The organism is Rubripirellula amarantea, from assembly GCF_007859865.1.
Taxonomy (GTDB): Bacteria; Planctomycetota; Planctomycetia; order Pirellulales; family Pirellulaceae; genus Rubripirellula; species Rubripirellula amarantea.
Genome location: NZ_SJPI01000003.1, coordinates 698,109 through 713,923 on the forward strand (window position 1 = coordinate 698,109; position 15,815 = coordinate 713,923).

A 15,815-nucleotide genomic window follows, 5' to 3' on the forward strand; every position below is an offset into this window, starting at 1 on the left:
TAAAAACCAGCAATCTGGGCGACTTTTTGCGGATGAACAGCCTGTTGCGAAGTTCTGGGAATTACGGACCAGATGGCGCACGACTGTGGTTCGAGCTGTTAAAACAGAGTCAAATACAGGCTTCACGCAACTTAGGTAAGTAATACATCATGTTCGCAAGGCAACCAGTCAGTATGGGCAAACCGCATCGAAACTCGACCGCCGTTGGAACTCGCAACCGTCTGCGTTCCAAATTCCGAAGTCTTCTAGGCGAGCGTTTGGAAGACCGCCGCGTGCTCGCAAGCTACGTGGTTGATACCGCCGAAGATGTGGTCGCGGATGATGGAATGATCAGCCTTCGAGAAGCATTGCAGGCATCCAATACCAATGCGGTGGTGAATGCGGATACGATCGCTGGTGAAGCTGGCCCCGACATAGTCGACACCATTACGTTCGCGAGCGGCTTATCTCAGATCACGTTGTCGAGCCAGTTGACGATTAGTGATGCCGTCGCAATTTCGCTGGGCGATGCGACAGACGTGACCATTTCGGGGAATTTTGCATCGCGAATTTTTTCGATCGACATCGGAACGATTTTTACGATTCCTAATGAAGTAAGCATCGATGGCTTAACTTTGATCGAAGGGGTTGCTGACATCGGCGGTGCAATTCTGGTGAACCGACTCCAGGAACTCACGCTTAACGACGTGACCATCCAAACGAGTGAAGCCACCGGGAATGAGTCAACCGAAGGTGGCGGTGCGTTGTTTAACGATGGTGGCATAGTCACGATCACAAACTCTACTTTCGAAGACAACGTCGCATCGGGAACATCAGGTAGCGGCGGTGCTATCTTTAATGCGGAGATTGGAACTCTATCAGTCACTGATTCGATCATCCGCAACAATGTTGCCAATCGGGCAGGTGGAAGAATCGAAGACAACTCGGGATCAGGATTTGGGACAACGCTTGATGGGGTCACGCTTTCCGGAAACATGGCAGGTCCCGCCGGGTTTGCTGCACCCGGCAATGGGGGAGGTCTGCATGTGACCGGCACCGCCGACGTAGAAGTTATCGGCAGCACCATCGACGCAAACTTTGCCGCATCCGAAGGCGGCGGCCTGTGGAACGACAGCGGCACGATGACTATTTCTACCGACTCGGTGATCACCAATAACATTGCCGCTGGGATGGGTGCCGACCAAGGAGGCGGTGGTGTGTTCAACGCAGGCGGGATCATCGACATCTTTGACACGATGGTTACGAACAATGTGGCAGCCGGCGCTGCCGCGTTTTCCCTTTCAGGCGATCAAGAAAATCCGGCGGTCATCACGGATGCCTTTGGCGACGCCTTGCTAATTTATGACGCAGAAGCACAAACACTTCGTGTCGATATTTACGTCGAAGGGATCGAGCTGACCGATGACACCGCGCTGCCGGAATTGTCGGGTGCCCACATTCATATCGGCGACGTTGGAGTCAACGGAGCCGTTGAGATCAACTTTGGCACCAACGGTTGGGTCAACGACGGTGCAGGTATCCGTTTGCGATTAGATGATGTTGCTGTTCCCAGCGCCAACCTTGATGCGATACTAACCGGTGGTGCCTATGTAAATATCCACAGCAGCGACAATGGTGGCGGCGAGATCCGAGGTCAAATCGTTTTCCCAAGCCCCATGGGAAGCGGCGGAGGAATCTTCAACGATCAAGGTGAAGTCACAGCAACAAACTCAGTGATTTCGTCGAATGTCGCTAGTCGAGCCGGCGGAGGAATTGAGAACAACGATGGAGTAGTCGCCCTGACCAATGTCTCGCTCGACAACAACACAGCAGGACCGACTGGAATCGCCAGCCCAGGAAACGGTGGTGGCCTGCACACCAGTGGCCCCGGTTCAGTGACGATCATCGATAGCTCGGTCTCCGGCAATATATCAGCACTTGAAGGCGGTGGTCTTTGGAACAGCGCCACGGGAACCATGACAATTGAGCGATCAACGATTGCCGCCAACACGTCCATCGACGGGGGTGGTGTGTTTAATCTTGGCGATACGGGCAGTACGTCGATCACGAACTCAACCATTGCCGCAAATACAGCTACGGGATTGGGCGGAGGCATCGCGATCCAAGATGGAACCGTCAACCTGACCAGCGTGACCATCGCAGCCAACACGGCGGCAATCGGCGGTGGTATCGGAGTCGCGAATGGAACCGTCACCTCCATCAACTCGATCATCGGGACCAATACCGCTACGACTGGCCCAGATATTTCAGGTTCAATCACAAGCAACGGCAACAATATTGTCGGGGACACTACTGATGCGACGATTGTGAATTCCGCGTCGTCGGACCTTCTTGACACCGATCCAGTGATTGGCACCCTTGCTGACAATAGCGGACCGACTCAGACGATTGAGTTACTCGCGGGTAGTCCTGCGATTGACGCGGGCGTTTTGGCGGGCCTGGACGTCGACCAACGCGGGCAAGCCAGACCGCAAGGCAGCGAAGCTGACATTGGTGCGTTTGAAGGAACGGGAACCGTTTCCACCGACGACGCCATTTTTTCAATCGCCGCAACGACCGCCGATCAAGACGAGGGTGATACCGGCGTCACCGCATTCACGTTCACGGTCACTCGCAGCGTCAACACCGTTGGGGCTAGTTCCGTTGACTTCGCTGTGGAGGGAACCGGTACGAGTCCGGCCGACGCCACGGATTTTGAAAACATGGAACTGACCACCGGCACGCTTGATTTTGCAGATGGCGAGACGACGATGACGATTACCGTTAACGTGGTCGGCGACACCGCTACTGAAGCAGACGACACGTTCAATGTTGTGTTGAGCAATCCATCGGTGGGTTCGCAAGTCGACACAACCGCCACATCGGCCTTGGCCACCATCCGGAATGATGACCTCGCAAGCGGTCCTACGTTGGAAATTGCCGCTGAGACTTCTGATCAAGACGAGGGCGATGCGGACGCAACTTCATTCACCTTCACTGTCACGCGAGCCAATTCCACAACGGGAACAACCACGGTCGACTTCGCGGTAGTTGGAAGTGGAACAACCCCCGCTGCCGCTGACGATTTTACCGGAGGCGTTTTACCAACCGGAACGGTGACGTTTGCCGATGGCGAAACAACTCAAACAATTACGATCGACGTCGCAGGCGATACGACTGTCGAATTGGATGAAACGTTCACCGTCACCTTGAGTAATCCGTCTACCGATGCGGTGGTCACGATTGCATCTGCCGACGGCTCGATTACCAACGATGATGTTCCTTTAGGTGCAACGCTTGCGATCGCCGCGACGACCGCAGACCAAGATGAGGGAGACGCTACGTCGACATCGTTCACGTTCACGGTAACGCGAGCCGATTCGACGACGGGGACCACAACCGTTGATTTTGCGGTCACGGGAAGCGGAACCGACCCGGCCAGCGAAGATGATTTCGTCGGCGCTGCATTCCCGACCGGGACGGTGACATTCGCTGATGGTGAAACGCTGCAAACCATTACGATCGACGTGGCTGCCGATGTGGTAGAGGAAATGGATGAAACCTTTACCGTCACTCTTAGCAATCCGTCCACGGATGCTGTGATTACCGATGCGACGGCCACGGGGTCGATACGAAACGACGATATTGCACCAAGCCCTACGCTTACCATCGCGGCTGATTCAGCCGATCAAGACGAAGGTGATTTAAGTGCTACGTCATTTTCCTTTATTGTCACGCGATCAGACTACACCACGGGCACCACTACTGTCGACTATGCCGTCACCGGGACTGGCACAGACCCTGCCGACGCCCAGGACTTCTTCGGCGGCACATTGCCGACGGGGACGGTAACCTTTGCCGATGGCGAAGCGACTCAGGTTATCCTGATCGACGTCGCGGGAGACGCCGTTGTGGAAATGGATGAAACCTTTACGATCGCGCTCAGCAACCCTTCTGCTGGCGCAACCATTACCACCGCGATCGAAACCGGCATCATCCGCAATGACGATGTCGCTCCGTCAGCCACGCTGACCATCGCGACTGACGCAGCCGATCAAGATGAAGGCGATGCTGGTGACACGTCCTTTACCTTCACGGTTACTCGAGCAGATTCGACAACCGGCACCACCACGGTCGACTATGCAATCAGTGGAAGTGGAACATCACCAGCCGATGCCGACGATTTTACCGGGGCGACATTGCCTTCCGGTACGGTGACGTTCGCAGACGGTGAAACGACCCAAACGATAACAATCGACGTCGCGGGTGACGCAATTTTCGAGATGGATGAAACTTTCACCGTCACGTTGAGCAACCCTTCGTCGGATGCCACGATTACAACCGCCACTGCGGACGCGGTGATCCTAAATGACGACGCCGCCCCCGACGCAACGCTTGCCATTGCCGCCAACAATGACAGTCAGTTGGAAGGGGACGCCGGTGCAACGTCGTTCACATTCACCGTCACCCGAGCAGTCAACGTTACCGGAAGCACAACGGTCGAGTATGCCGTGACCAGTGCGGGAACGAATCCGGTCAGCGATGACGACTTCGCCGGCGGTTCACTGCCGATTGGGACCGTGACGTTTGCAGATGGCGAAACGACACAAATGATCACTGTTAACGTAGCTGGCGACTCTACTGTCGAGACGGATGAAGCCTTCTTGATCACATTGCTTAACCCGTCCACCGGGTCGACCATCATTACGCCGTCCGCGTCCGCGACGATTTTGAATGATGATGTATCCGAAGGCTCTACGATTAGGATCGCTGCGGAAAGTGCTGACATCGATGAAGGTGATTCAGACAGTACATCGTTCACATTTACACTCACGCGAGGCGCCGACACGGCCGAAGTAACGACGGTTGACTATGTCGTCGTCGGCAACGGCACTTCGCCCGCAACGGCTGATGACTTTCTAGGCGGTTCCTTCCCGTCGGGAACCGTCACGTTTGCCGCTGGCGAAACGACGCAAACGATCACGATTGACGTTACCGGTGACACCACCATTGAACCGGACGAAGGTTTCTTGGTTCGATTGAGTAATTCGTCCTCGAACACAACGTTGATCACGGATGCCGCGTTCGGCACGATTCTTAACGATGATATGGTACTAGTCCCGTCGCTTGCCATCAGCGCGGATAACGCAAGTCAAGACGAAGGCAACTCGGAATCGACTTCCTTTACGTTTACGGTCACGCGATCAGTGTTGACCGATGGAATCACAACCGTTGACTACACCGTTAGCGGCGACGGAAGCGACCCCACTGATGAAGCAGATTTCGCGGGCAATGAGTTCCCCAGCGGAACCATTACGTTCGCCGACGGTGAAACCACGCAGTCCATCACGATTGACATTGCCGGTGACACTGCAATTGAAATGAATGAGCGATTTGCAGTCACCCTAAGTAATCCATCGGGTGACGCAGAGATTATTACAGCATCGGTTAGTGCAACGATACTCAACGACGACGATCCACCCGGTGCTACGCTTTCAATCGCGTCGGACGCCGACATTCAAAGCGAAGGAAATTCGGGGACCACTCCATTTTCTTTCACCGTGACTCGAGGTTCTGTGACCACGGGAACAACTACGGTGGATTATGCCGTCACCGGAAACGGTTCTGACCCAGCCAGCGCTGAAGATTTTGTTGGCGGTGTATTGCCAAGTGGCACTGTCATGTTCGCCGATGGCGAGACGACACAAACCATCACGATTAACGTCGCCGGGGATTTGGAACTTGAAGTCGACGAATCGTTCGTCGTGACCCTTAGCAATGCCTCTGGTGATGCGTTAATCACGACCGATTCTGCTGCGACAATCATCGGCAATGACGATATCAACCTCGCCATCGCGACCGACAACGCAGATCAGAACGAAGGCAATTCCGGCATCACCGACTTTACATTTACCGTCACTCGTTCCGGCTCGATCACGGGCGTCACGACGGTGGCGTACGGAGTCGACCTCGCCGGGACCGATGTCGTAAGTTCTGACGATTTCGCCGACAATGCTATACCCAACGGGATCGTCACGTTCGCAGCGGGCGAGTCAACCAAGACGATCACTATCGGAATCGTTGGCGATACGACATTTGAACCAGACGAAGAGTTTGTAGTTCGGCTCAACAGTCCATCGGACAATGCCAGCATCACGACCGATACGGCGTCCGCAGTGGTTCGCAATGATGACGAAGCAGCCACGGTAACGTTAGCCATTGCAGCCGACAGCGACAACCAAGACGAGGGGAACGAAGGCGTGACCCCGTTCACGTTCACCGTCACTCGCGGATTGTCGACCGCTGGCGTCACAACGGTTGACTACGTTGTCGCCGGAAGCGGCATCACACCCGCTGATGCCGACGATTTCGAAGGTGGCGTCCTGCCATCAGGAACGATCACGTTTGCTGCGGGAGAAACCACTCAGACGATTACCGTCAATGTGACTGGCGACACGACTATTGAACCCGATGAAACCTTCACGGTGACGTTAACTAATCCACCCAGCGACACCGACCTGACGACCAGCGAAGCTACCAGCAGAATTCGCAACGATGATGTCGATGCGGGGCTAACTTTGGCGATCGCTGGTGACAATGCCGACCAAGATGAGGGAGACGTTGACTCGACTGCGTTCACGTTTATCGTCACTCTGTCCACACCGTCGACCGGCACCACAACCGTTGACTACGCCGTCACGGGAAGCGGCTCAAACCCCGCTGATTCGAACGATTTTGCTGACACCATTTTGCCCAGCGGGACGGTGACCTTCGCCGATGGTGAAACGACTCAAACGATTACGGTGAATGTCACCGGCGACACATCGATTGAGATGGACGAAGTTTTCACGCTCACGCTAAGCAATCCTTCCTCCGGCACGTCGATTTCAACCGCAACAGCCGAGGGGACCATCCGAAACGATGATGTTCCTCCTGGTGCAACTGTCGCCATCGCGGCGGACGATGCGGATAACGATGAAGGTGACGCCGACACCACCGCGTTTACTTTTGTGGTCACCCGAGGGGCTCAGACAACGGGAACCACATCGGTCGACTACACCGTTTCGGCCAGCGGAACCAATGCGGCCAGCAGCGATGATTTTGTTGATGGCGTTTTCGCGACCGGTACCGTCACCTTTGCTGATGGCGAAACCACACAAGCGATTTCGGTGGAAGTGTTGGGCGACACGGTTGTCGAAAACGACGAAACGTTTACCGTCACGCTAAGCAATCCCTCGGGCGACACGATCATTATCGCTGCTTCCGCAGACGGCATCATTCGCAACGACGATGTAATCGTGACGCCCAATCCAACCTTGTCGGTGGCCGCGTCCAATGCACAACAAGACGAAGGAGATTCGGGCACCACTTCGTTTACTTTTACGGTAACGCGAGCTGATGCAACGACGGGAACGACCACCGTTGACTACATCGTCACCGGTAGCGGCACTTCACCCGCTAACGCTGACGATTTCCTTGACGCTGAATTCCCCAGTGGCACCGTTACATTCGCCGATGGCGAGACGTCTCAGACGATCACGATTTCGGTAGCTGGCGACACCACGATCGAAGCCGACGAAGGATTCACCGTAACGCTAAGCAACCCTTCCTCGGAAGCGACCATTGTCACCGATACGGCAACCGGCTTAATTGTGAACGACGATGAAGATGTGGTCGCACTCGCTACGCTGGCAATCACATCGCTTCAAGCAGACCGCGCCGAGGGTGATGCCGGCCAGACTGACTTTACCTTCACGGTGACTCGAAGCGGAAACCTAAACGTCGCGGCATCGGCCGAAGTGTCAGTGAGCGGTGCGGGTGCGAACCCAACTGATGCCGACGACTTTGGCGGAACGTTTCCGGTGACGACGGTTCAGTTTGCCGCGGGCGAAACCAGCCAAATCGTGACCATCACGGCGAGCGGCGACAATGACGTCGAAGCTGACGAACGATTTTCGGTGACGCTTTCCAATCCCAGCGAGGGTGCGACCATCACGACCGCTGCCGCCGAAGGTGTCATTCGCGACGACGACCGTCCGCAGCGGGAAACCCGAATCATGGTTCCGTCTTTGGTTGCCCGGGCACATATCATTCCCGGCGACAGTCTCCCGACCGCAATTATCTTCCAAGCGTTGACCGACACCATCGTGACGGTGACGCCGATTGATTTTGCTACCGCGGGCGAAACCATTCGAATACTAGATGGCGATGTACAACCCATCAGCGAAATGATCAATGGCATCGCCACGGCTACCGTGAACGCGGGCGGCCTTTATGCGATCGTGTTTGAGCCTCAATCCACTGATCGCATCTATTCGGTGCAATCGTCAAACGGCTATGAAGCACTTTCGCACTTCCCCGGGACAAACATCCTGCAACCGACTGACACCACGGCGGATGGTCAGACCACCGCACGCGATGCGTTGGTCATCATCAATTCCATTGCCCGCCAATCCAGTGGCGAGGGCGAGCAAGTTGCCAGCCAAGCAAGCATGTTCTTAGACGTCAATCGCGATTCAAACATCAGTGCGCTGGATGCATTGCTTGTCGTCAATCATTTGGCTCGCCAATCAACTTCAGTGGATTCGTTTAGTCAGTTCCCCGTTCCCGAAGGTGAGATTGCATCCATCGGTTCCGTGTCGCAGGCTGACCCCGCGTCGGTCGATGCGTTGATCAACAGCGGCGACGTTGGTGGTGTCGCGAGTTTCGACAACGATGATTCTCTGCCATCGTATCCCGCTTCGACTGCGTTGGCCGGTGATTCAACGGACGTGGCGATCAACGAAATGGACTTTGGGGCGGACCAAGAAATCAGCGATGCCGACGTCTCCTTGTTGTCGGCCGTCAATTAGCATGAAGCCCAGCGAACAGAGTTCGCGTTTACCGACCGGATACTCGCTCGGGCCAGTGAGAAGGAATCAGACGCACATCGCCTTCTTGCGGCCCTGCGATCTTTCGGGAATCGCGCACGTAGTCGTGGCAATCAACGCATGTTTTCGTCATGCCCAAGTAGGTGAACGTGACACCCTCGTGGTTCCTCTGGCTAGCCAGACTTTCGAGTTGAATACATTGGCGTCGAAAGGTTTGGCTGAAGTGCTCGTAAACTTCATCGCGTGCCCGTGGCCATTCGGCTGCTTCGCTGATTCGTTTCATTTGCCGTGCTCCTTCTGCAATCTTGTCGAAGTCTCGCCGCAACAATCCTTCCATCACTTCGTGCGACGATTCCAGCTTTAATCGCATCAACGATCCTGGCACTTTTGTCGTTGGCGTGACAGCGCTCAAAGTCGGCTTGCGACGATTCGAATCGTCTTGAACGGTGCCAAGTTGGGCCTCACCGGGGGCCTTGGAAAGTCCGTCGATGGGCGACTGGGCGTGAAGGTACGTGACGACACCGCTGCCCAGTGCGGCAACCAATGCGAACGCTGTGGAACATCCCAATAATGCAATTCGTCGACTCATAAGCTTGTCGCCTTCCTCGATTGATCTTCTTTCCAACCCAAACCGGAAAATCAGAACCGGTTGCACGATTGCCATCGACCACGTTGATGGGCATCTTGCATGGGTTTTGTCGAATCTGCATACATTTTCGCAATCTGAACCATTCTCGTGCCTCAGCGACACACCTTGGGACGATCCGCACAGGGGTTTGTAAGGTTTGATGGTTCCGACTAAGGCGAGCCACCAACCGCGACGCTGCCTTGCAGGAGAGCGAACTCGTTGATTGGCAAGGCGTCAAACTATCCAGAGATTCCGATTTTAGGAGGCGAAAGACGCCCGACTAAAGAGAAAATGGGCTTCTCGCTATCAATGTACGATCGATGTACTACAATCCGGTATCCCGTTAGGCGGACCAATACTCAGGAACTCTAGGCAAGTTTCTGAATTGGTTACGGACTCTTATTTGGTGGGTCTTCGTTGACCCGTATTTCGCATCTTTTGAGATCCGTGATCTATGTCTATGAACCAGTCACAAAATCAGTCCACTGCAGGTTTGGCTACCGGTTCAGGCAATGCCTTGGGCGCGTACCAAACTCAGGGATTTTTTGACGAGATCGTGGATCCGCGTGGCGTTGCTCGCCCGGAAGCTCAAAATCTGCTGAATCTGATCAGCCAAATGCCCGCCGGCGAATTGATGCGGCGGCAAAAAGCGATCGAGAAATCGCTTTTCCAAATGGGCATTACGTTCACGGTCTACAGCGACGAAGCCGGCACGGAAAAGATCATGCCGTTCGACGTCGTCCCTCGGATCATTTCCGGGATCGTCTGGAACCATATCGAAGCTGGCTTGAAGCAACGCATTCGTGCCCTGAATATGTTCTTGACGGACATCTACTCGAAACAAGCGATTGTTCAAGAAGGCATCCTGCCAAAGGAACTGATTGACTCCGCCGCGACGTTCTTGCCACAGTGCATGGGGCTAAAGCCTTTTAACGATGTTTGGTGTCATGTCACCGGCACCGACCTTGTGCGAGACGACACCGGCGCGTTCTACGTTCTAGAAGACAACCTGCGTTGCCCATCAGGCGCGTCGTATGTGTTGCAAAACCGGTTCTTGATGAAAAAGAACTTCCCGCAACTCTTCCAAGCATCCAGCGTTCGCCCGGTAAGCGATTACCCGGCTCACCTTTACGAGATGCTATGTGAGATGGCACCACCGACGGTTGAGAACCCCACCGTCGTTGTGTTGTCGCCGGGTGTTTACAACAGCGCTTACTACGAACACTCGTTCTTTGCTCTGCAGATGGGCGTCGAGTTGGTGGAGGGTCGGGATCTCATCGTCAAGAACGACTTTGTCTACATGCGTACCACCGACGGTTTGCAAAAGGTCGACATGATCTATCGGCGAATCGACGACATTTTTCTCGACCCCGAAGTGTTCCGCAAAGATTCAGTGCTAGGCGTCGCTGGACTAATGCGTGCGTATCGTGCTGGCAACGTGTCGCTAGCTAATGCCCCGGGCACCGGCGTCGCGGACGACAAAGTCATCTATGCCTATGTCCCCGACATGATTGAATACTATTTGGGCGAGAAGCAAATACTGCCCAACGTGCCAACTTACGTTTGCTTACGAGACGACGATCGCAAGTACGTCTTGGAACACATGGACGAGTTGGTAATCAAAGCGGCAAACGAATCGGGCGGTTACGGAATTTTGATCGGTCCCCATTCGACGAAAACTGAGCGGGACGCCTACGCTGCGAAGATCAAAGAAAATCCACGAAACTTTGTGGCTCAGCCGACGCTATCTCTCTCGCGAGTTCCGACCGTGGTGGGCGAATCTCTGGAAGGACGACACGTTGACTTGCGCCCATATGTGCTTTGTTGTCGGGACGACGTTTGGGTCATGCCCGGTGGGCTGACGCGCGTTGCCCTTCGTAAAGGCTCATTGGTCGTTAACTCATCGCAGGGTGGCGGCAGCAAAGACACCTGGGTTCATGCCGACGCTGGCCAGGCGGTAGCGGAACTTTAAAAGCGAATTCCATCCTACCTCCCTTCTCTCAATTAGTCTCCTCGCAACCCTCCATCAAAGATGCTCTCCCGCGTAGCTGAATCAATTTATTGGATGAGCCGGCAAATCGAACGTGCCGAGAACTTGGCACGGTTTCTCGAAGTTACTCACAACTTGATCCTCGATCAGCCTGAAAATCTGCTCAATCCTTGGAAGCCCTTAGTCCAAGTCACCGCCGACAACGAAGCGTTTGACGAGCGTTTTAAAGAAGCGAACGCTGATACGGTGACCCAGTTCTTGGCCTTTGATGACACTTACGTGAATTCAATGTTGTCATCGCTTCGCCAAGCGAGAGAAAACGCCAGGGGTGTTCGCGAGTCGCTTTCGTCCGAAGCGTTTGAACAGATCAATGACTTTTACCGGTTTGTGCGTGATGCATCGAACCAAGCGTCCTTAGAATCGCCCAACGATTTCTTCGATGCCGTTCGACGAATCGCGATCCAATGGACCGGCGTTCTCGATAGCACTATGCCTCGCGACATGGGATGGCACTTCGCAAACGTCGGACGACTGCTCGAGCGAGCCGACAAGACGTCACGCATTTTGGATGTGAAGTATTTCAACATCCTTCCGCAGGTGGATGATGTGGGCACTGCAATAGACGATTTGCAGTGGTCGGCGCTTCTGTCCGCGATAAGTGGTGTCGAAGCCTACCGTCGCCAACATCACTTGATTAGCATCGAACACGTGGTTGAGTTCTTTCTATTCAATCATCGTTTTCCACGCTCGATCACATTTTGCTTGTTTGGAATGTGTGAATCACTCGCGGAGATCCAAGGTTTTTCGAACTCAGATTCTGAACATACAACCTTGCCGCTTGCGAAAGCGCTGCACGATCGGCTCGTCAGCACGGACGTCCAACAAGTCCTCTCGACAGGCATGCACCAATTCATCGATTCATTGCAAACTGAACTAAACCAAATTGGTGCAGCGATGAATCATGATTACTTTCATTCAGCTGTTCCTTCATGACCATCCGCGTTGCACTCCACCACGAAACCGAATACGTCTACGAACGCCCAATTTCCGTTGGTCCACAGTTGGTGCGTTTGCGTCCGGCCTACCATGGGCGAACGCCGATCGAAGCGTACAGCTTAACGATCGAACCTGAAAACCATTTTCGCAATTGGCAACAAGATCCGTTTGGCAATCCGATCGCACGGTTGGTGTTTCCTGAACTTTGCCAAAACCTGAAAATCACGGTCGATTTGATCGTCGACATGACCGTGATCAATCCTTTCGATTTCTTTGTCGAAGAGGATTCCGATCACTGGCCTTTCCAATACGCCGACGATGAGCGTCAACAATTGGCACCCTATTTGGTGAAGCCAGAGATGACGCCAAAGTTCGCTCAATGGGTCGACTCGCTACCCAAGTCCGCAGACCGAATGGTTGATTTTCTCGTCAGTGTCAACCAGCGATTCAAGGATCGCGTCGACTACTTGGTACGAATGGAACCCGGCGTTCAAACTCCGGAAGAAACCTTAACGATCAACAGTGGATCTTGCCGTGATTCCGCGTGGCTGATGGTCGAATCCTTACGTCAAATTGGATTGGCCGCGAGGTTTGTGTCGGGGTACTTGATTCAACTGACCGCCGATCAAAAGTCGCTCGATGGACCTTCGGGGCCCGAACAAGATTTTTGTGACCTGCATGCCTGGACCGAAGTCTACCTACCCGGCGCGGGTTGGGTCGGCTTGGACCCTACCAGCGGTTTGTTTGCTGGCGAAGGCCACATTCCACTCGCTTGCACCCCTTCTTTCACTGGCGCGGCGCCGATCACCGGCGGACACGAACCCTGTGAAGTTGAATTCCATCACGCGATGTCAGTGCGTCGGCACTACGAAGACCCTCGCGTCACGAAGCCCTACACCGAACATCAATGGTCTGCCATCATGCAGACGGGCCATGAGGTGGACAAGGAACTTGAAGCTGGTGATGTGCGATTGACCATGGGTGGCGAACCCACGTTTGTCTCGATCGACAACATGGAAGATCCGCAGTGGACAACCGACGCAGTCGGCGAAGAGAAGCGAGTGCTAAGTAACCTGTTGCTGCTGAGACTGCGAGATCAGTTCGCGCCAGGTGGGCTACTGCATTACGGTCAAGGAAAATGGTACCCGGGCGAATCCTTGCCACGTTGGGCACTGTCTTGCCTGTGGCGTCGAGACGGCGAACCTATTTGGCGAGACCCTAGCTTATTGGCCGATGAAGGTCACGATTACGGATTCACGTCGGAAGATGCGAATCGTTTCGTTCGTCACCTGGCTCGCGAGTTAGACATTAGCGCCAAGCTAACGTTTCCAGTCTACGAAGACACGTTCCATTATCTGTGGAGCGAGAACCGCTTGCCGATCGATGTCGATCCTACCGATCCAAAGTTGAGCGATCCTAACGAACGCGCAATGATGATCCGCACGTTTCAAAACGGACTGGGTACGCCCGTTGGTTTTGTGATGCCGATACGCCGTGCTTGGTGGCAGGCTCGACCGGGCTGGATTGGTGGCCATTGGCCTGTTCGCGGTGGTAAGGTTTACCTGCTACCTGGTAATTCGCCGATTGGACTTCGGTTGCCGCTCGATACTCTTCCGGCATCAAGCGTTGCGTCTAGTGCTTTCTACACCGAACCCCTTGACCCCACTGTTCCGCGAGGACCGTTACCTTCGAACGCCAATTTCCCTAAGGGAAATGAAGCGGAGGTGATTCGTGACGGCGACAATCCACAAGAAGCCGACCTCGGGTTGCCGATCAATGAGCAGACGCTCGATGAAGAAGATGACGCCTACCTTCCGACTAGCGGCGACGTAGTCCGTACAGCGCTTTGCGTGGAATGCCGATTCGGTCGACTGTATGTTTTCATGCCCCCTGCTCAGCGGCTTGAAGATTACCTTGATCTCGTCGAGGCCATTGAGGATACCGCAAAGCACTTGAAACTACCGGTCGTGATCGAAGGCTACCTACCGCCGCCGGATGATCGAGTTGAATTGTTCAAAGTAACGCCAGACCCCGGCGTGATCGAAGTCAACACGCAGCCATCTGCCGATTGGGACAGCTTATGCGGATTGACCCAGACGCTCTATCACGAAGCCCGGCATTGCCGACTTGGAACGGACAAGTTTGACCTTGATGGACGGCACACCGGGACGGGCGGAGGCAATCACATTGTTCTCGGCGGACGATCACCGTCGGAAAGTCCGTTCTTGCGACGACCGGATTTGCTGGCGAGCATGATTGCGTTCTGGAACAATCACCCATCACTTTCCTACCTGTTCAGCAGTCGGTTCATTGGCCCAACTAGCCAGGCCCCTCGTTTCGACGAAAGCCGACATGATGCGATCTACGAGATGGAAATCGCGTTGAACCAGGTTCCGCATCCGGGCGAATCTTTTCAACCCTGGATGGTTGACCGATTGTTCCGTGATTTGCTGGTCGACTTAACCGGAAACACGCACCGCGCGGAAATTTGCATCGACAAGATGTATTCGCCTGACAGTTCTACGGGTCGCTTAGGATTGGTTGAATTGCGAGGCTTCGAAATGCCGCCTCACGCGGAAATGAGCCTTGCCCAGCAATTGCTCATTCGTGCGATCGTTGCCTCATTTTGGAAGACTCCCTACAAGCAAAAGCTTTCTCGCTGGCAAACGTCGTTGCATGACAAATTCATGCTGCCTCACTTTGTCTGGGAGGACCTGAAGGATGTCTTGAACGAAGTCTCTTTGCCTCATGCCAAGATCGAACCCGAATGGTTCTTACCTCACTTGGAATTCCGATTCCCCAAAATTGGTGAAGCAAACTACCAAGGCATGAAGCTGCAACTTCGCTCGGCCATTGAACCTTGGTACGTGATGGGTGAAGAGCCCGCCGGCGGTGGAACGGCACGGTTCGTCGATTCATCATTGGAACGAATCGAGATAAAGCTCGACCAATTCAATTCGACGCGTTTCCGAGTGTTGTGCAACGGAGTCAACGTTCCCTTGCACCAGACCGCAGTCGTGAACCAATACGTGGCCGGAATCAAGTTCCGCGCATGGCAACCCCCACGTTGCTTGCATCCAACGATCGGGATTCATTCACCCCTGCGTTTCGAAATCGTTGATGTTGCGAACCAACAATCAATCGGCGGATGCACCTATCACGTCTTCGAACCAGGCGGACGTGGTGACGAAAGATTCCCAATCAATGCTAACGAGGCAGAATCGCGTCGAGCGGCTCGCTTTGAAACCCTGGGCATGACCGGTGGTACCATCCACGTTCCGGATGACATTGGCTACGTCGGCGGTGGGGAATATCCCGTAACGCTGGATTTGCGAAGGACTTAAGACTAGGT

The 15,815-nt window shown here is 54.4% G+C and carries 5 protein-coding genes; 4 read left to right on the forward strand and 1 reads right to left on the reverse strand.

Annotated elements, in window-relative coordinates; genetic code table 11:
• Nucleotides 1-149: 149 nt before the first annotated feature.
• Nucleotides 150-8,831 (forward strand): Calx-beta domain-containing protein, encoded by an 8,682-nt coding sequence (locus tag Pla22_RS22720; RefSeq protein WP_146517061.1) that lies wholly within the window; start codon nucleotides 150-152, stop codon nucleotides 8,829-8,831.
• A 28-nt stretch (nucleotides 8,832-8,859) separates the two neighbouring features.
• Here the strand turns inward: Pla22_RS22720 and Pla22_RS22725 are convergent, their stop codons facing one another.
• A complete protein-coding gene (locus Pla22_RS22725; RefSeq protein ID WP_146517062.1) occupies nucleotides 8,860-9,438 on the reverse strand; it encodes a hypothetical protein in 579 nt (192 codons plus the stop codon).
• Between the two features lie 499 nt (nucleotides 9,439-9,937).
• On the opposite strand from Pla22_RS22725, the gene Pla22_RS22730 reads away from it, so the two are divergent.
• From Pla22_RS22730 to Pla22_RS22740, 3 genes are read left to right on the forward strand one after another with little or no spacing between them, the layout of a single operon-like run.
• Nucleotides 9,938-11,449 (forward strand): circularly permuted type 2 ATP-grasp protein, encoded by a 1,512-nt coding sequence (locus tag Pla22_RS22730; protein ID WP_242632271.1) that lies wholly within the window; start codon nucleotides 9,938-9,940, stop codon nucleotides 11,447-11,449.
• Nucleotides 11,450-11,509: 60 nt separating this feature from the next.
• Nucleotides 11,510-12,460 (forward strand): alpha-E domain-containing protein, encoded by a 951-nt coding sequence (locus Pla22_RS22735; protein ID WP_146517064.1) that lies wholly within the window; start codon nucleotides 11,510-11,512, stop codon nucleotides 12,458-12,460.
• Nucleotides 12,457-15,807, forward strand: coding sequence for a transglutaminase family protein (locus Pla22_RS22740; protein WP_146517065.1), 3,351 nt, complete (start codon nucleotides 12,457-12,459; stop codon nucleotides 15,805-15,807). Before Pla22_RS22735 ends, Pla22_RS22740 begins: the two co-directional genes overlap by 4 nt.
• Nucleotides 15,808-15,815: the final 8 nt, after the last annotated feature.

Coding starts and splice junctions, on each gene's coding strand:
- Pla22_RS22730 (WP_242632271.1), top strand. CDS start 9,938: ATGAACCAGTCACAAAATCAGTCCACTGCAGGTTTGGCTACCGGTTCA.
- Pla22_RS22735 (WP_146517064.1), top strand. CDS start 11,510: ATGCTCTCCCGCGTAGCTGAATCAATTTATTGGATGAGCCGGCAAATC.
- Pla22_RS22740 (WP_146517065.1), top strand. CDS start 12,457: ATGACCATCCGCGTTGCACTCCACCACGAAACCGAATACGTCTACGAA.
- Pla22_RS22720 (WP_146517061.1), top strand. CDS start 150: ATGTTCGCAAGGCAACCAGTCAGTATGGGCAAACCGCATCGAAACTCG.
- Pla22_RS22725 (WP_146517062.1), bottom strand. CDS start 9,438: ATGAGTCGACGAATTGCATTATTGGGATGTTCCACAGCGTTCGCATTG.